At 36.6% G+C, this 18,915-nt stretch carries 12 protein-coding genes; 8 read left to right on the top strand and 4 right to left on the bottom strand.

Features of this window, described 5'->3' with window-relative positions:
* Positions 1 to 184 precede the first annotated feature (184 nt).
* A complete protein-coding gene (locus QUH73_RS10160; protein WP_289530328.1) occupies positions 185 to 1,384 on the top strand; it encodes an FprA family A-type flavoprotein in 1,200 nt (399 codons plus the stop codon).
* A 363-nt stretch (positions 1,385 to 1,747) separates the two neighbouring features.
* Here the strand turns inward: QUH73_RS10160 and QUH73_RS10155 are convergent, their stop codons facing one another.
* Complete coding sequence (locus QUH73_RS10155) at positions 1,748 to 2,362, bottom strand: hypothetical protein (protein ID WP_289530327.1); 615 nt, start codon at positions 2,360 to 2,362, stop codon at positions 1,748 to 1,750.
* Between the two features lie 139 nt (positions 2,363 to 2,501).
* Entirely contained in the window at positions 2,502 to 3,695 is a 1,194-nt protein-coding gene (locus QUH73_RS10150) for a pyridoxal phosphate-dependent aminotransferase (protein ID WP_289530326.1), read from the bottom strand.
* A gap of 187 nt (positions 3,696 to 3,882) precedes the next feature.
* Here QUH73_RS10150 and QUH73_RS10145 point away from each other — a divergent pair, with 187 nt between their 5' ends.
* The 6 genes from QUH73_RS10145 to QUH73_RS10120 all read left to right on the top strand — a co-directional run bounded on the left by QUH73_RS10145 (position 3,883) and on the right by QUH73_RS10120 (position 11,265).
* Positions 3,883 to 4,407, top strand: coding sequence for a DUF7935 family protein (locus QUH73_RS10145; RefSeq protein WP_289530325.1), 525 nt, complete (start codon positions 3,883 to 3,885; stop codon positions 4,405 to 4,407).
* 103 nt (positions 4,408 to 4,510) lie between these two features.
* Positions 4,511 to 5,839, top strand: coding sequence for a DEAD/DEAH box helicase (locus QUH73_RS10140; RefSeq protein WP_289530324.1), 1,329 nt, complete (start codon positions 4,511 to 4,513; stop codon positions 5,837 to 5,839).
* Positions 5,840 to 6,514: 675 nt separating this feature from the next.
* Entirely contained in the window at positions 6,515 to 7,018 is a 504-nt protein-coding gene (locus QUH73_RS10135) for a PAAR domain-containing protein (protein WP_289530323.1), read from the top strand.
* A 14-nt stretch (positions 7,019 to 7,032) separates the two neighbouring features.
* Positions 7,033 to 10,200 (top strand): hypothetical protein, encoded by a 3,168-nt coding sequence (locus QUH73_RS10130; protein WP_289530322.1) that lies wholly within the window; start codon positions 7,033 to 7,035, stop codon positions 10,198 to 10,200.
* 7 nt (positions 10,201 to 10,207) lie between these two features.
* Complete coding sequence (locus QUH73_RS10125; RefSeq protein WP_289530321.1) at positions 10,208 to 10,816, top strand: hypothetical protein; 609 nt, start codon at positions 10,208 to 10,210, stop codon at positions 10,814 to 10,816.
* 173 nt (positions 10,817 to 10,989) lie between these two features.
* The gene (locus QUH73_RS10120; RefSeq protein WP_289530320.1) at positions 10,990 to 11,265 is read left to right on the top strand and encodes a hypothetical protein; all 276 of its coding nucleotides are present in this window, start codon (positions 10,990 to 10,992) and stop codon (positions 11,263 to 11,265) included.
* Positions 11,266 to 11,833: 568 nt separating this feature from the next.
* Here QUH73_RS10120 and htpG read toward each other — a convergent pair.
* Positions 11,834 to 13,885, bottom strand: a complete 2,052-nt coding sequence (gene htpG / locus QUH73_RS10115) for a molecular chaperone HtpG (protein WP_289530319.1) — start codon at positions 13,883 to 13,885, stop codon at positions 11,834 to 11,836.
* Between the two features lie 382 nt (positions 13,886 to 14,267).
* On the opposite strand from htpG, the gene QUH73_RS10110 reads away from it, so the two are divergent.
* On the top strand, positions 14,268 to 16,901 hold the full coding sequence (locus QUH73_RS10110) for a DUF5686 and carboxypeptidase regulatory-like domain-containing protein (RefSeq protein ID WP_289530318.1): 2,634 nt from the start codon (positions 14,268 to 14,270) through the stop codon (positions 16,899 to 16,901).
* Between the two features lie 48 nt (positions 16,902 to 16,949).
* Here QUH73_RS10110 and QUH73_RS10105 read toward each other — a convergent pair whose 3' ends face one another.
* Positions 16,950 to 18,914, bottom strand: a complete 1,965-nt coding sequence (locus tag QUH73_RS10105; RefSeq protein ID WP_289530317.1) for a dipeptidyl-peptidase 3 family protein — start codon at positions 18,912 to 18,914, stop codon at positions 16,950 to 16,952.
* Between the last annotated feature and the right edge of the window lies 1 nt (position 18,915).

Raw genomic sequence — 18,915 nt, 5'->3', positions numbered from 1 at the left:
GAAGATGTTGTAGAAGCATTTCGAAAATAAAAATATTCTTAATTTTGTGGGCTGTAAACAAAGTGATCTAATTTCTTGATCCAAATCAGAGTTTAGAAGATCTCAAACTCATTTTTATCGTGGCAGTAGTTGCTTCAATGAGATAGAAAGGTCTGAATATGCAAAATCGACAAAATCATAAAGAATGCACAATAGAAACAACATTACTGACAAAATTTTCTGGGTAGGAACAAATGACCGAAGGACTCACTTATTTGAAAACTACTGGCCTCTTCCAAAAGGCGTAGCATACAATTCCTATGTTATCGTTGATGAAAAAACAGCCATTGTAGATACTGTTGAAAAAGGCACAATGGATGAGTATTTGGATAATATTGCTGAAGTATTGGAAGGTCGTAAAGCAGATTATTTGATCATTAATCATATGGAACCAGATCATTCAGGGTCTATTCGTTCTTTGGTTGAACGTTATCCTGAAATGAAAATAGTAGGAAACAAAAAGACGTTTCCGATGTTAGAGCGTTTCTATGGAATCAAAGAAAATTTACTTGAGGTTCAGGAAGGTGATCAAATTGACCTGGGAGAACACAAATTAAACTTCTATATGGTTCCGATGCTGCATTGGCCGGAAACCATGGTTACTTTTGAAACCACACAAGGCATTCTGTTTTCAGGTGATGCTTTTGGTGCTTTCGGAACTTTGGATGGAGGTATCTTCGATGATGAATTGGATTTGGATTATTTGGATGAAGAAATCAGCCGTTACTATTCCAATATTGTTGGAAAGTATGGTCGCCCAACCCAAAATGCACTAAAGAAATTAAGTGGATTGGAGATCGAAATGATTTGTGCAACCCACGGACCAATTTGGAGAAGTCATGTAGCTGATATTATTGCCAAATACGACAAGTGGAGTCAGTATAAAACCGATGAAGGTTGTGTTATTGTATATTCTTCGATGTACGGAAATACAGAGAAAATGGCTGATAATATTGCCCGCCAATTGGTTAAAAAAGGAATTAAGAAAGTTCGTATTCACGATTCTTCAAAAACACATCCATCTTATATCATCAACGATATTTTTAAATACCGTGGTGTAATTTTAGGCAGCTGTGCATACAATGGTGATGTTTTCCCAACCATGGAAACCCTGATTAACGAATTAGAGCACATGGCTATTAAAGATCACGTTTTAGGTGTATTTGGTTCCAAATCATGGGGCGGTGGCGGCTTAAAACGCTTGAACAAATTTGCCGAAGAAATTAAGTGGGAAACTATTGAAGCAACTCCGGAAGCTCTTTGCGCTCCAAATAACGAAGATTTCGATTTGTGCGAAGCTTTGGCTGAAGGAATGGCAAGCCGTTTAAAAGAACTTTACAAATAGAAAATTAGTACCCGATAAATGAACTCCTCCACATTCGGGGGAGTTTTTTTGTGCTTACTAAATAGAATATATACTCCATAAAGTATCGTCCGGTTAAATGTGGAGCTCGAAATTGAGTCCGGAGACCGGGATCCGTATAGTGAAGAATGCGTTAAGAACAAAAAGTTGTCTGAGCACAGCGAGTTCTTTTTGTTTAGTATTCGAACTAGTAACGGGTGGTTGAGGACGTTTTCGATGATTTTTTGTCTACTTTTTCATCCAAGGAAAAAGTAGAAGCCCGTCTGGCTTTAGGACAAAATTTCAAACAAAAAATTCCCTCAATAATTAAGGCGTTTCTCAATATCATAGAGAATTACGATTTAATTAGAATACAATCCCCAATTGTAAACGAATAAAATCATAATTCCGTGAAAAGTTTGCGCTAAATCCAATATTACCGCTAATATCCGGCCCCATTTCCCATCGAATACCGAAGGAAGGAACCAGCCATGCATTGTAATCCCTGTAATGATTGTCATCATAATAAGAATAATCACAATCATCTTCATCTTCCGGATCAATAATCCCCAATGCTATTGTAATTAAATCGGTTCCCAATCCGATATAAGGTTTCACTTTCCCTTCACCCAAAAATAATTTTGCATTCACCAACCATAAAAAATTGGTCTCTTTAAAATTTATATCATCAGCATAGCCAATATCATAGTAATCTCGCCAGGATGTAATTGTAAATTCAGTTCCAAGGTAGAAATGTCCGGTATTCACCCCTAAATCTAAAGAAAAGGCTCCTCCAGATTTCGCAAACTCTTTTACATCACCAGATGTCCATGCCGGACCATAATGAAAACCAACTTCAAATTTTGAAATGTGATCGATATCAGGAGAATATTTCTCTACTGGTTTTTCGTAGGTATACTGAGCGAAAGAGTAATTCGCCAACAAAATAATGACAGATAATAAAAAGAGTTTAGTTTTCATGATGTCCTTTTTAGAATTGATCCTTTTCATCAATAAGACAAACAACTGCACCTCTTCACTTACTCAAAACAGTATCTTCCAACAAAAAATGGCTGTCTCATTTGTATAAGACAGCCATTCAATTATATAATTCGATTGATTATTTCAGTTTCTCTACCGATGCTTTTATTCGACTGATAGCTTCTGACATTTGCTCTTCGCTGGTAGCATAAGACAATCGTAAACATTCAGGAGATCCGAATGCCTCACCGGTTACAGTTGCTACATTCGCATCTTCCAACAAGAACAAACTTAAATCTGTAGAATTGTTAATGGTATAACTTCCATTTGCCTTCCCAAATAATTGAGAAACTTTAGGAAACAGATAAAATGCACCATTTGGCTCACGGGTTTCGAAACCAGGCACTTTTCGTATTTGTTCCAAAGCTAAATCTCTTCTTTTGTGAAATGCTTCTCTCATGGCAAGGGTTGTTGACTGATCGCCATCCAAGGCGGCAACAGAAGCAATTTGAGCAATTGAAGATGCACCTGATGTCATCTGTCCCTGTAACTTGTTACAAGCTTTTGCAATCCATAACGGAGCAGCAATGTAGCCAATCCTCCATCCAGTCATGGCGTAACCTTTCGAAACTCCATTAATCACCACTACGCGGTCAAAAATATTTTCAAATTGAGCAATGCTTTCATGAGCTCCAACATAATTGATGTGCTCATATATTTCATCTGAAAGAATCGTAATCTCAGGATATTTCACAAAAACATCAGCCAATGCTTTAAGTTCATCTTTTGAATATAAACTTCCTGTAGGATTGCTTGGTGAACTGAATAAAAATGCTTTCGATTTTGGAGTAATCGCAGCTTCCAATTGTTCAGGAGTAATTTTAAAATCCTGCTCGATTGGTGCATATACAAAAACATTAACTCCTTCGGCCAGTTTTACAATTTCGCTGTAACTAACCCAATAAGGTGAAGGGATAATTACTTCATCTCCCTTATTAATAATACTCAAAATAACATTGGTGATGGATTGCTTCGCTCCATTTGAAACAACAATTTGATCAACAGTGTAATCCAAATCATTTTCACGTTTCAGCTTACTTACCACTGCCTGACGCAATTCAATATAACCAGGAACAGGCGAATAATGAGAATAATTATCATCAATAGCCTTTTGTGCTGCCTTTTTAATGTGGTCAGGAGTATCAAAATCTGGTTCACCTACACTCAGATTGATAACATCAATTCCGAGAGCTTTCATTTCTCTACTTTTTTGAGACATAGCAAGAGTTGGAGACACTTCCATTCCTGCAATTCGATCTGAAACTTTCAACATTATAAATTAATTTAGGGATTTTGTAAATTGCTTAATACTTTTGTGTTTGTTGTTGTTTTCCCCCTTGATAATTAAAATAAACGGTGCGATTAGTTTATCTTCGAATTATCATTTCAGTGGATAAAGATACAGTTTTTAAATACATAGGGAATCCATAACTATCGAAAAATATAAAGAAACTATTAAAATGAAAGACATTCTTGAAATTAGTAAGTATATGCTGCCATCATTGGTTGTTTTTGCCACTGCTTATCTGCTGATAAAGCAATTTTTAAAGCATGAAGAGCGCAAAATTAAGCATCAGCTTTTACTGAAGAATCAAAAAGAAACCACTCCAATAAGACTTCAGGCCTGCGAGCGATTAATCATCTTTCTGGAACGTATTCATCCCGAATCGTTAATTGTTAGAGAAAATACAAACGGGTTAACAAATTTACAATTGCAGCAAAAATTGATTCTTGCTATTCGCACGGAATACGAACACAATCTTGCACAGCAACTGTATGTTACCGATGAATCGTGGATGCTGTTAAAAAATGCAAAAGACAGCACAATTCGATTAATTAATACTGAGGCCACGCAGGTGGTACCCGAAGACTCTTCAATTGTTTTGTGCAAAGCAATTATTGAAACGCATATGCAGCAACAAAAACCGGCTATCGCAACAGCGATTTCAGCATTGAAAAATGAAATTCAACAAATATGGAGCTGATTTAAAGCATTGAACAGCTATACAAATAAGGGTGATAACGATGAAAGATCGCTAATGTCGGTTTATTTGCCTATTTTTGCACAAATTTTCAAATACCATGGTAATGATTTCATTTGACGACATCAAAATAAGCAAACAGATTAGAATGGCGCTTGACGAGGCGGGATTCGAGAAACCAACAGAAATACAAGAGAAGGTATTTTCCCCAATTCGTGCAGGTAAAGATGTAATTGGGATTGCTCAAACAGGAACAGGTAAAACCCTGGCCTATTTGATGCCGATTTTAATGAAATTAAACTACGCACAAGGATTTGATCCAAGAGCGTTAATCGTTGTTCCTACCCGTGAATTGGTTTTACAGGTTGTTGAAACAATTGAATTACTGTCTCCTTATATCAACCTTCGCGCTGTTGGGGTGTACGGAGGAGTGAACATCAATACACAAAAGGAAAAATTGTATGCAGGTATTGATATCATTGTAGCAACTCCTGGTCGTTTAATGGATATCTACATGACCCGAATCCTGAAATTCACCATGATTAAAACGCTTGTGGTTGATGAGGCTGATAAATTGATGGATCTTGGTTTTATGCCTCAGTTAAAAGCAATTTTCGAAATTATTCCTGAAGTTCATCAGAATTTACTGTTCTCGGCAACTTTCTCGGATACTGTTGCCCAATTAGCTGATGATTTCCTTATAAATCCAGAGCGAATAGAAATTGCGCCACAGGCTTCTACTGTTGAAAACATTCATCAAATTCAATATCAGGCTCCTAATATTCTTAGTAAAATAGCTCTGCTTAAACATCTTTTAAAAGACAAAGAGGTATTTAACAAGGTGATGATATTTACCGAGACCAAAAAGAATGCGGATCGGATTGTGGATCGTTTAGAAGAATTTTTGGGCGAAGACCTGAGTGTGATTCACTCGAACAAAGCACAGAATACAAGGATTAAGGCACTTAACGACTTTAAAGAAGGCAGATCAAGAGTATTGATTGCTTCTGATGTTGCTGCCCGTGGTATCGATATTGAAAACATCAGCCACGTGATCAATTTCGACATACCAAGCAACTACGTTGAGTATGTTCACCGTGTAGGTCGTACCGGACGTGCCGAAAAAGATGGTACTGCCATTAGCTTTGTAAACAAAGGCGAAGAGGAGTTGATGGAGCAGGTAGAAGCTTTAATTAAAAAGCCTATTGAAATAGGAGTTGTTCCTATTGAGGTGGTGTTTACAAGTCAATTGCTTGAAGATGAAAAAATACAGACCCGAAATATTAAAATTAAAAACACCGTGCGTTTGGATTTAGCCAGTGGTGCCTTTCATAAGAAATCAGCTAAAAATTCAAAAACTCCATCGGGTTCAAAAGGCCGCCAAAAGGCAATTGAAAATAAGAAACGAAACCGAAAGAAGAAATCTAAAAAATAAACAAAATATCACATATACACTTTGCTGGATAATATCAATTAATGCCGTTTCATTCATTTGGAGCGGCATTTTAATTTTTGGGCGTTCCCCTCTATTTTTCGGGTCAGGCTTTCCATTACAACTCCTCGCCTCTCCTCTCTGGTGTTTTACTCTTGTATCAAACAGGTTTAGTTATTTATCTCCTCTCCTGAATATTGAATCAATGCTGCGGGGTTTCCATTTCAATCCTTCACGCAAGCAAACAGGTGTTTTTACTTGGGCTTTATGATAATATATTTTTTCGAACTCCCTTTTAGATGAAGCATCCCTAAATAACTTATAGTAAATGTATCCTTCCTGAAAAACCAATTTACAATTAATTATCCTGTGTTTTAATTCCATTTTAAGTCTCATTATGATATTCTTAAAGAGTTTACTACAAGAGTGTTGTGTGGGTTTACTTTTATCTTTCGATACTGTATTGTTGTGATTATTTTTATTGAAGTATCTCTGCAGTTCTTTAGTTTGTAATTTGTTATATAAAATAGAATAATTACCTTAGTCACCTCGTTTACTCGTTTTGGTCCTATTTATTACTGATTAGTAGAGGAATTAGAGGATAAGTTCCATTTTTTCTGAAACAAAGTACAGAAACAAATTTGACGGCATATTTTAACAATCCAAATAACGAATAATATGGCAGGAAAACCAATTGCAACAATAGGAAGTATGCACGTGTGTCCGATGTGTAGCGGACTCGTGCCCCATGTAGGCGGGCCAATAGTTGGCCCCGGAGCACCCAATGTATTAATTAACGGAAAACCAGCCGCTCTTATGGGCGATATGTGCGTATGCGTGGGCCCTCCCGATGTAGTTGCTCAGGGAAATCCGTCGGTACTCATCAACGGAGTACCCGTAGTTTGTCAGGGCGATATGACCGCACACGGCGGCATCGTTATGTCGGGCGAGCCAAACATCTTAATTAGCACCTCCACACCAAGTCCTACAACAAGTTTACCCATTAATGAAATTCCTTTTCCAGAAATTACCATTGCGCAAAAAATGGTTTCGAGTGTTGTAGGAGTGGTTACAGGAGCCAATTTAAGTCAGGATCTTCGCGATGCACAAGCAAACCAAGATGCCGTTCGAGAAGAGGCAGAAAAGAATGGCGTATTGCCGGATATTGATTTTAGCCATTAATTAAAGAGTCAATTATGAAATTTGTACATCCAGTTAATCCTAAAAATGGCAACGATAAATACCCATTTTATTTAAAAGGAGCATCTAATAGAACAGGTTATTATCCCATAGGACGAATGAATACCTGGCATGGAGGGATTCATTATGAGGGAAGTAATCCAATAAAAGCCATTGCCGATGGAAAAATAATAGCCTACAGAGTACCCGAGAAATACTATGAACAGATATCAGATGGAAAAAAAAGCTGGTATTCCAATGCTTTTGTACTGATTCAACACGACTATGTAAGTCCCAAGGAGCTAAAGATGACTTTTTATTCTTTATACAATCATTTGAGCAGTTTTGAGGAAATGCAGACCAAAACGTTTCCTAAGATTTATAAGATAGATTCGTATACGGTTGCCGATACAGCCAATGATTCCAATAAAAAAGTGAAAGGTGTTCGTATCAGGATGACACAAAGTGGAGGATCTGTACTCGCAACAGCGCCCAAAGGTGCGACACTCACCATTAAAGAAACGAATAAAGAGAAAACCAGGTGGAAAGTGGAATATATTACACCCTTGGGGAAAGTTATTGAAGGTTATGCCTATGCTTTAAAAGAGAATGGCAAATTTAGTTTTGATCATGAAACGGGTAAGGTGTTAGAAGAGCCGGATACTGATGTTGATGGAGATTTTGGAGCTAATCTGTATGAAAAAGCCGATAAGGAATCAGATGTAAAACAGTTATTAACAAGAGGAGCTTCCATTGAAATTGACGAAAGAGACCAAGGGAAAACAGGTTGGCTAAAAGTTAAAAAAGTGGATGGTAAAAGCCTTACTGGATATTGCCATACCGACAAATTAAAGATTGTTGATATTTTAACCTTGACAAATGAAGATTTAGATCAGGTTAAGAATGTTTGCATTGAAGTAAGAGCAGGAGACATTATCGGTTACGCAGGCTTGAATGGTTTCGAAAAGAAAGAAGAACATCGGTGTGCTCACGTTGAAGTTTTTAGCCCCGATGATGTGACTCCATTTTTAACTAACGCTAATACGGATGGCGATAAAAGCAAAAATTTCGCAAAACTTAGCGAAGGAACTGAGCTTAAAAAGAAATTTCCGTTAAAACTGATAACAAATACACCAGTTAAAAAGACAGGTAAAACCACCCTAGGGTATATCGAAGTAGAAGTAGACAACCTTGAAGTTATTGTTGATGACAGAGACACAGAACTTCCAAGTACATATGCATCAAACATGTATACCTTTAATAATGAAAGTGATGCTACTAGGCTGACCAATTTCAATAAGATTGTTGGAGATATTGCCAAAATAGGTGATAAGGTACAGCTAAATAAAAAGCTTGAAGGCGATCAAAGGCGAGTGTCCTATTTAAATGATAATAAAGGTCTTAGATTCTGGGTGAAAAACGAATGTATCGAAGAAAAAACACTAAATTTTACAGTACTACTAGCTTCTACAAATGAAGTTGCAGGCCAAACTACACCTTCAACACCCAATAACGGAACTCAGAATCGTGCTGTAACAGAATCGGTAGCAGTTGCAAGTCCTCCTGTGGCAACAAGCACTACCGAAAGCAAAACATATTTTAGGCTTAACAAAGATGTTTCGGAAATTTACCTCATCAGTCCTGAAGATGAAAATGCGAACACAAAAATAGTAGCCGATACAATTGTAAATATAAAAGAAGGAAAAACCTTTAAAGATAAAGACGATAAGGAATGGTACTATATAGAACCAATTGGTTTGAAAAAAAATGGAGTAGCAATCAATTATAAAGGTTTAATTAGCAAAGATGATTTGGGTGACCTTTTTTCGGCATACGATTGGACCAAGTTTGGCTTTGAAGTAAAAGAAGATGCGACTAATACATATATCTACAACTTCGATAATAAAGAGCCCTTTTTTGCAGATGTTTGCTCAATTGTAGATGAGGATGAAGATGGCATTCTAGAACCTTATGAACTGCAAAGAGCTTTAAATAATCATTATGCAGCGGAAAAACTATCGCATTTGGTGTGTAAGCATCATAACGAGTGGGCCTATGGCGGACAGTATTTAAGCGGATTAATCGATAATCTTGATCAATTTTACACAAAAGCCATCGAGAATGATGCAGATGGCGAAGAATTAGCCAATCAGCAAGAATTGGATGCAATAAAACAAGAACGCTTAGATGCTTTTTCAGCTAAAGTAGAACAACTTGCTTTATGGGAAGACATTGAGACTCGAACTAGTAGCTACCGAAGCAAGTATATTAATGGAGCTCTAATGACTTCTCCTGTTACTATGGGAGGATATTTAACCTATAAAGCAGGTAAATGGATTTACGAAAGAATGGCCTACGGCGATAAAAAAGAAGAAGCAATACCACTTAGTCCATTTCCAATAGCTAATCCTGTGGTTTACCATTTTCATCCCGTGGCTTTTGTGGAACAGATGAGGAGGATGAGTGTAGATTTAATTTATCACATTTATCATACAGGTATTATATTAGAAGAAGGGAATATTGAAGGAGCTAAAGAAGTTCGGTTTGTTTATCATGACAAGAATGGGAGTAAACACGAATTGGGAAGATATTTTATTACAGAAATCCCGGATTATGAGAAAGGTACAACAATCAAACCAGTAACTAATATTAATAGTTATATCAAAAAAACAGGAAGATATGCAGGTAAGGTAAAAACTATCTGGTATAAAAAGAAAAATATTAATTTTAAAGCTATTAATATTAAAGCAAATTTTATTGGAAATTATTTTCAATATAAGAAGGGTGATTTCCTTCTGAAGTTTACTTCTTACACTAATCGTGAATATGCAAAACCAATATGTTTTGCCGCTTTATTAGGTGCTATATTAGATTCCGGTTATGAGGATGTTAAGGTAAATGGATTTACGAGTATAGATGGCACAAGCTTTCCTAGTGTTTCACATCCGGGTGGAATAAATGTTGATATTTCGAACTTGGATAATAAAGATTCTAAAACTGCAGATGGAAATATATTAATTGGTGGTGACAATTATTCTTTAAAACGTACCAGTAAACTAGCCGAAGGATTATACAAATTTGGTTATATGGGAATAAGATCTTCAGATAAAGACATTTCTCATTGTACCTATATAAGTGGCCATAAGGATCATTTACACTGTGAAAATTTTAAACCCCAAAAATAATTACATAATGAAATATTTTATTTTGCTTTTCATATGCCTAAACTCTTGTTTGTTTGGCTGTTCTCAGGAAGTCGTGTTTTTCGATAATTATCTACAAACAATACCAAAATTAGATTATCCACTTGATACAAAAATATTCGATTCATTATTTGTGAGAATAACTCAAGAGAACGAGAATGAATATCTGCTTGATCTAAATGATTCTGCACTTAAGAAATATCACGTTTTCAAATCCCACAGTTTTGATATTACAAGTTTAAAAGAGCCTTACAATTTTAAGCAAGACGGCGTAGGCTTTAAGTGCCCTCTCGGTTATTTAGATGCTGATAAATACAAAATAGTATTATATCTACATGATGTTTATACTGACTTTGATTATATCTGCATAAGTGCAGTTTTGTATAATAATGATGGGTCATTTCTTTACAAAGACGAAAACGAGAGCATAATTGAATGTATGTCTGCATCTTACATAGATGGCGAGTATTTTCGAATGTATTCCATTTGGGAGAGTGCCGAAAATGTAGTTCATTTCGGAACAGGGAGTTCTGGTGATTATAAATCTAAAACTAAAATTACGAATGAAGGTTTTGTTTTTATTGACCTAAATAAGTAAATCCTTAAGTCCTTCCCCCGCTACCGCACGAAACGAAGTCCGATGCAATCAATCCTTTCGTGTGGTAATAACTGATAAACAACAAATGCAGCTTGACATAAATGTCAAGCTTTTTTGTATTCATGAATTTATGTTACTTTACTATTCTAATTATTACCGAACTAAATCATGTCATGAGTAGAAATTATAAGTTCAAAAACCCTGAGGGAGTTTATTTTGTAAGCTTTGCGGTAGTAGAATGGTTGGATGTATTTACCAGACTAGAATACAAAGAAATCATACTTGATAGCTTGCGTTATTGTCAACAAAATAAAGGAATGGAAACTTTTGCATGGTGTATCATGACAAAGCATGTTCATTTAATATTCAGAAGTGTAAATGAACAGAAACCAGACTTATTACTAGGAGACTTTAAACGATTTACCAGATTACCCTTGGGAAGATATTAAGGCTCGAACAAGTCACTAATGGTGCAAAACAACAAGCACTTCAATTTTCAGAATTAAGTTTCCAAAATCAGCCATTGCCCTACCCTCTTTTTTCGAGAAATGTCCTCTATCATCTGCGCGGTCGTTTTCTAAACTATTTTTCGACCTCAACCCACGATCAGGTCCATTTTTTAATTGCTAAAACGACTATCACCATCTGCATGGTCGTTTTCAAAGCTATTTTTTGACCTCGACCCACGATCAGGGCTATTTTTTAATTTCTAAAACGACTATCACCACCTGCGCAGTGGTTTTCTAACTTATTTTTCGACCTCAACCCACGATCAGGTCCATTTTTTAGCTGTTTTTTAGATACAACCCCCGATCAGAGCCATTTTTCAATTTACAAAAAACCCATCTTTCTGTGAACCAGAATATTTTTCGTATTAGAAAAGAAGCAAAAATAGGATTCACACTCCTTTCACACAGCATTTATAATAGTAAGCTCAAGCTTTCGGTCGCATTTGCTATAACAAAAAACAGCCGAACAATAAAGTCCGGCTGTTAAATATTATATGAATACGATGAATTACTTGATCATATCAACACTTCGTTTTACGAATTTTGCCAACTCTGCTCCTTTCAACATATTGTTGGCAAGCAATGCAAGGTCGATTAATTGTTTTACCAACTGATTGTCCTTACCATATCCTTTCAGCAATTCTTCTTTTTCAGCGTTCACAGCAGAAATTTGTTTCTGAACCTCAGCCATCTTATCTTTTTCCTCCTTAGGAACTTCTTCTTCTTTCTTGTCCTTTTTCAAAGCATCCAATTGAGCTCTTTCCTCTAAAATTGGAGTCAATTTTGCCGAAACCTCAGCAAGCTTCTCTCCCATTTTTGCATCCTTATCGTTAAGAATGTTTTCGATTAAAGCGTGATCGGAGTTTACTACCAGATTATAAGAATCAGGCATTTCACCATAGAAACCCATTCCAGCATTCATGGCAGCCATATCTTTCATACGACGCATAAATTCCGATTGAGTAATTAGTAATGGTTGTGCATCTGCTCCTAATGATTCGAAAGCCACAATATAGTTTACTTTCCCCGATGGCAAATGAGAATTGAAAACAGGAATCAAGTCATTTCTTTGTTCTTCAGTAAGCTTAGATACTTTCACTTCATCTTTCTGAATCAATTTTTCAATGATATCGGAATCAACACGAACATATTTTGTAGTTGGTGTTTTTTGCTCCAAGTGGTTAATCAAGTGATTATCCAACTGACTGTCCATCACCAAAACATCATATCCTTTTGCTTTTGCAGCCTCAATGTAAGTATACTGAGCATCCACATCAGTAGCATATAAAGTAATGATATTACTATCTTTATCGGTCTGATTTTCCTTGATAATCGCCTCATATTCTTCCATTGTAAAATACTTTCCTTCGGTATTTTTGAACAACATGAATTTTTTGGAACGATCGAAGAATTTCTCTTCAGTCAACATTCCATACTGAATGAAAATGCGTAAATCATCCCATTTTTTCTCAAAATCGGCACGATCGTTCTTGAAAATATCATTCAAGCTATCGGCAACTTTTTTAGAAATATGACTGGCAATTTTCTTCACATTACCATCACTTTGCAGGTATGAACGGGATACGTTCAATGGAATATCCGGAGAATCAAGCACACCGTGAAGCATGGTTAAAAATTCTGGAACAATACCTTCCACCGAATCGGTAACAAATACCTGATTGCAATACAATTGAATTTTGTTCTTCTGAATTTCAACGCTATTCTTAATTTTTGGGAAATACAATACACCAGTTAGGTTAAAAGGATAATCAACATTCAGGTGAATGTGAAACAAAGGATCCTCGCCCATTGGATACAACTGACGGTAAAAATCGCTATAATCTTCTTCCTTTAAATCAGCGGGTTTCTTTGTCCATGCAGGATTTGTATCGTTAATAATATTGTCTTCGTCGGTATCAACATTCTTACCGTCTTTCCAATCCTTTTTCTTTCCAAAAGCAATTTCTACAGGTAAAAACTTACAATATTTGTTCAACAATTCCTGAATACGGCTCTCTTCCAAAAAGGCTTCTTCCTCTTCCGAAATGTGCATTACAATATCAGTTCCCCGTTCAGCTTTCTCAACTTTCTCTAAAGTATATTCAGGATTTCCTTCACAGCTCCATTTTACTGCTTCGGCACCTTCTTTGTGCGAAAGAGTAACAATATCCACCTTGTCGGATACCATAAACGAAGAGTAAAAACCCAATCCGAAATGACCAATAATAGCATTTGCCTGATCTTTGTATTTATCCATGAACTCTTCAGCTCCCGAAAAAGCAATCTGATTGATGTATTTTTCAATCTCTTCCTGAGTCATACCAATACCATTATCAGAAATAGTAATCGTCTTTGCTTCTTTATCAATACTAACAGAAACTCTTAATTCTCCTACTTCACCCTTAAATTCGCCGGTTGAAGCCAACGTTTTCAATTTTTGAGTTGCATCTACTGCATTGGAAACAATTTCACGCAAAAAGATATCGTGATCTGAATACAAAAACTTCTTAATGATTGGAAACAGATCGTTACTAGTAACACCAATTTTTCCTGTTGACATAATTATATTGTTTTAAATTTTTGAATTACAATTTTTCGAATGAGGAACAGTCAAAGCCTATGCCAAGAGAAATTTTCTGTCATTAAGACAGGAAACAAGAAAAAATTTCAGAATACTGTCAGTTCTTCTCCAATTAAACGACAAATAGTACATGCTGATTAATACACATCATTGTTATATATTACTGATAACTGAAAAAGCATGTTAAATACTATCCCTTTTTATTAAAAAATCATAAAACGAAACTACTGCTTAACCTTATATTGTATTTTTTTGATAAATTTACAATCCTCAAAAGGAAGCAATATCAGCCAATTAAAATTCCATTGTATCCTTTTCAAACTTTCAATCGTCTTAGTCTTACTAATAACAAAAACAAAGTATGATCAAATTCACAATTAGCTCCCTACTACTCTTATGCTCCTTACTGAGCAATGCACAACAAATTACAGGTACAATATCCGATACCGAAGGCAATGCCATTCCCTTTGCCAATATCTACATAAAAACGCTGGCTACCGGAACAACTTCAAATATCGACGGACAATATCAATTAGACCTCCCAAAAGGCGAATGGGAGCTCGAATACCGGTATTTGGGTTTTAAAACCAAAAATGTAAAGGTGAGCATCAACGACAAAGATGTGGAAATGAATGTTGCTTTGGCTCCTCAAACTTATCAGTTAAAGGAAGTAAAAGTATTGGCCAGCGGTGAAGATCCGGCCTACTATGTAATGCGAAAAGCAATTGCCATGGGTGATTATTATACCAAGCAAGTAAGCGAATACAACAATACGGTATATTTAAAAGGATCGGGGAAAATCACCAGTGTACCACGGCTTTTTAAAAAGAAACTGGCTGAAGAAGGCATTACCGAAAACAAGACTTTTGTAACCGAAAACATATCAAAAATTCACTTCGAACTTCCCGATAAAATTGAAGAGGAAGTGATATCTGTCCGTTCATCAGGTTTAGGTGAAGAGACCAACCCAATGCAATTTATTACCGCCAACTTATACGATACCAAAGAAGATGGATTCATATCACCCTTGGATAAAACGGCATTTTCTGTCTACAAATTTCAGTTGGAATCGGTTTTTGAAGATCAGGGAAGAATGATCAACAAAATAAAGGTAACGCCCAAACGAAAAGGAAAAGATCTCTTTCGTGGATTCCTGAACATCGCCGAAAATTTCTGGAACATCCATTCTGCCGATTTAAGACTCAATCTTCCAATGACCGATATACACATGCATCAATTGTATGCTCCTGTTAACGAAAGCGTATGGATGCCGGTAAGTTTCGATTTTGATGTGAATTTTAAAGGCATGGGATTTGGCGTGAATATGATTTATGTTGCTTCCATTAAAGATTATAAAATCGTTTTAAATCCCAATTTAGATCATGACTATTTAAAGCAACAAGAACTTGCTCGAAAACAAGAGGTGGAAAGTGTTAATGATCTTACGAATCAGAAAGATTCAGAAATATTATCGGTTAAGGAGAAAAAACGGAAAGATGAAATTCAAAATCTTTTGGAAAAGGATGATATGAATAACTCGGACATGCGAAAGTTGTACCGATTGATGGAAAAAGAAAATCAGGAAAAGCGCACAGAGAAGGTGAAAGAACCACTGGAAATTAAAATCGAAAAACTGAAAATTGCTAAAGATGCCAAAGATAAAGATTCCTTGTACTGGACTCAGATGAGACCCATCCCCCTATCGGATGACGAAAAGATTAGTTTCACGAAAAAGGATTCGATCGAAATTGTTCGCAACACTCCGGAATACAAAGATTCTGTTCGCCAGGCAAATCGAAAGTTTAAATTCAAACATGTTTTGTTTGGTAAAACGTATCAGTACAAAGAAGAAAATTCTTCACTCACAACTCCAGGTCTTTTTGCTTTCGATAAAATTTCCTACAACACCGTTCAGGGTTTTACATTTACTGCGCCTTTCAGATATACTAAAAAGGATACCATTGGTCATTATTTCGATTTATCACCTGATTTCACTTATGCCTTCTCCCGAAAACATCTCGATTATTCATTAAGCAGCAGGTATCGTTACAACGGACTAAAACGGGCTTGGATTGGTATTAAAGGAGGAAGCAAAGCTGTCGATTTTAATGAAGATTCAGGCATAAATCCAATGCTGAATATGATTACTTCGTTAACCTACAAGGACAACTATTTAAAACTGTATGATAAAAACTATGTGAATATCTGGCATGAAACCGATCTGGCGAATGGATTAAATCTCCATACGGAATTGGAGTATGCCAACAGAAAACAATTATACAACACCAATAAATTCTATTTCACGGGTCCGAAAGACAATGCCTACACACCCAATATCCCAACAGGCGTAAATCCCGAATTGATTCGAGACAACAAAGCATTAACTTTTACTGCCCAATTAGAATATACACCCCGCTATCGATACTCCATTAAAAAAGGTGTTAAAAACATGGTCAACTATCATTCGCAACCAACATTTTCAATGCTTTATAAACAGGGAATTAGCGATGTATTTAATTCGGAAACCGACTATTCCCTGCTGGAAGTCTCGGTAAAACAAGCATTTGATATTGGCTTTAACGATCGCATAAACTATAGCGCCAGAGCCGGAAGTTTCCTTACCAACAAACAGACTTTCTTTTCTGATTACCGCCATTTTAACACCAGTAAACCAGTACTTATGTTTGCAAACAAATGGGATACTTTCCGATTACTTGATTACTATCAACACTCAACAACAGAAGATTATCTGGAAGCACACCTGCAATACACATCTGATCGGTTTCTGCTAAAGCGATTACCAATACTGAACAATTCTTTGGCCATTCAGGAACGACTATTTGCCAATTACCTGACTCATGCTGACAAAAAGAATTATTGGGAGGTTGGTTACGGTTTATCGCAAATATTCCTTTTGCTGGATGTAGAGGTTGTCTGGAGTTTTGATGGTAAACATCATCAGGATACTGGAATTAAATTAAAATTTAATTTCTAAATTGAACTCATAAAAAGAGGCTGTCTCAATAGAAACAGCCTCTTCTTTTTAATTTATATTCGGTAGAAAAGAATACCTCTCTCCATATTCCAGCATCTGTTCCATAAAATCCATTGGATAGGAAATTGTAACATCAACAATTTTGTCTTCTTCGTAAACCGGATGATAATCAGGATTAATAAAGCCGGCATAAGCAGCCAGATTCAGCTTTTCAAATCTTTCCTTCACCTCTTTATGTAACTCAACATCAACCTTCACGGCATAATCTTCAACCAGACGTTTACCAGCCTCAAAATCGCCTTCCGATTTTATTCGTTGTACTTCTTTCAATAAATCTCCGAATAGTATTCTCAGTTTTTGATAATCATTCACAACATAGTAAGTCTTCCCTTCTTCCTGCATCTTCACAATCACCTTATCCAATTCTCCTCTTTCAAAAACCCACCTGGCAATTAACTGCCGATTTCTCATGTGCGATTCCTCGATCTCTTTCCCCAACTCAATTCTGGTCAGCTGAGTAATTAATCCATTACGAATGTAGCCATCGTATTCTGCCTTGGCAACCTCCAAACTTGGCATCAATCCCAATTCAACCATTTTAGGATCCATCATATAATACAAGGCGAATAAATCAGCCCGGGCTTCTTCCAGAGTTGAATGGTAATTTTTTAATGCATCCATCCCCACACCAGGCAACAACTGTCCCGAACCATGCCCCAAACATTCGTGCAGGTCTGTATGCAGGTTTCCACCCAAATATCCATGCTCTTTGGCTCTTGCAACTTCCTCTTTACTGTATGCAAATTCTTCCACCATTCCCCCTTTCAATGATGATTGATGATAAGCATGCGTAATATTATCTATCGTAACCGATTTGCTCCCGTGCTCTTTACGAATCCACTCTGCATTTGGTAAATTAACTCCAATCGGCGTTGCCGGATGACAGTCGCCACCCAGCATAGCAACCGTAATCACTTTTGCACTTACGCCTTTCACTTCTTTTTTCTTGAACCGTTCATCAACAGGAGAATGATCTTCGAACCACTGGGCATTATCAGAAATAATCACAGCTCTTTTGGTCGCTTCAATATCTTTAAAATTAACGATAGATTCCCAACTGCCTTTTATTGCCAGTGCATCACCATACACTTCAATAAAACCATTTACTACATCCACATGAGCATCTAAATCTTTCACCCATAAAATTGAATATTCATCGAAGGCTTTTAAATCGCCGGTTTTATAAAACTCCACCAATTTCACCAATGATTCTCTTTGCAGCTTACTATCCGCCACAGGTATCGCCTTCTCCAGCCAAAGCACAATTTTTTCGATGGCCTTGGAATACATTCCTCCCACTTTCCATGTTTTTTCAATCAGCTCACCATTCTCCTTCACCAACTTGGAATTCAAACCTGCAGAAATTGGTCTTTCCAGATCTCCCTTTTCCACTTTAGCGTAAAAATCTTCCACTTCCTTCTCACAAACTCCCTCATAGTAGTTATTTGCAGAATCCTTTATTAAATCCGATTCAGGATTCAAAACCACTCGTTTTGCATCCACATCTTCATCGAACAAAACAGGAACCAGTCTGGTCAGCAAACCCACAACATCTTCTCCCTCCAACAAAGGCAACAACTCGTAATTTGTATTGCTCAGCAACTCTCCAAAATACTCTTCAGAGAATTCAGGCATGAATTTATCCATCGAATAATGATGATGAATTCCGTTTGAGAACCAAACTCTCTTGGCATAAACCAAAAAGCTTTTGAATTCATCCGATTCCCGATCTCCATCGTAGGATCTAGCAATCGCTTCCAAAGTACGTCGAATACTCAGGTTATTTTTATTGTTCTGATCGAACAAAATGTCGCGGCCACAACGCGCGGCTTCAGCCAAATAGTAAATCAGTTCTTTCTGACTTACAGTCAGCCTCTCAAAACCGGGAACCTGGTATCTTAATATTTTTATATCAGCAAACTGCTCTGTTTGATATTGGAATGTTTCACTCATT

This window comes from Labilibaculum sp. K2S (assembly GCF_030372765.1).
Classification (GTDB): domain Bacteria; phylum Bacteroidota; class Bacteroidia; order Bacteroidales; family Marinifilaceae; genus Labilibaculum.
This window is presented reverse-complemented; position numbering and strand designations above follow the sequence as displayed.

Excerpts from the sequence above, each read along its gene's own strand:
- QUH73_RS10145 (WP_289530325.1), top strand. The coding sequence starts at position 3,883 with ATGAAAGACATTCTTGAAATTAGTAAGTATATGCTGCCATCATTGGTT.
- htpG (WP_289530319.1), bottom strand. The coding sequence starts at position 13,885 with ATGTCAACAGGAAAAATTGGTGTTACTAGTAACGATCTGTTTCCAATC.
- QUH73_RS10160 (WP_289530328.1), top strand. The coding sequence starts at position 185 with ATGCACAATAGAAACAACATTACTGACAAAATTTTCTGGGTAGGAACA.
- QUH73_RS10105 (WP_289530317.1), bottom strand. The coding sequence starts at position 18,914 with ATGAGTGAAACATTCCAATATCAAACAGAGCAGTTTGCTGATATAAAA.
- QUH73_RS10130 (WP_289530322.1), top strand. The coding sequence starts at position 7,033 with ATGAAATTTGTACATCCAGTTAATCCTAAAAATGGCAACGATAAATAC.
- QUH73_RS10120 (WP_289530320.1), top strand. The coding sequence starts at position 10,990 with ATGAGTAGAAATTATAAGTTCAAAAACCCTGAGGGAGTTTATTTTGTA.
- QUH73_RS10150 (WP_289530326.1), bottom strand. The coding sequence starts at position 3,695 with ATGTTGAAAGTTTCAGATCGAATTGCAGGAATGGAAGTGTCTCCAACT.
- QUH73_RS10155 (WP_289530327.1), bottom strand. The coding sequence starts at position 2,362 with ATGAAAACTAAACTCTTTTTATTATCTGTCATTATTTTGTTGGCGAAT.
- QUH73_RS10110 (WP_289530318.1), top strand. The coding sequence starts at position 14,268 with ATGATCAAATTCACAATTAGCTCCCTACTACTCTTATGCTCCTTACTG.
- QUH73_RS10125 (WP_289530321.1), top strand. The coding sequence starts at position 10,208 with ATGAAATATTTTATTTTGCTTTTCATATGCCTAAACTCTTGTTTGTTT.
- QUH73_RS10135 (WP_289530323.1), top strand. The coding sequence starts at position 6,515 with ATGGCAGGAAAACCAATTGCAACAATAGGAAGTATGCACGTGTGTCCG.
- QUH73_RS10140 (WP_289530324.1), top strand. The coding sequence starts at position 4,511 with ATGATTTCATTTGACGACATCAAAATAAGCAAACAGATTAGAATGGCG.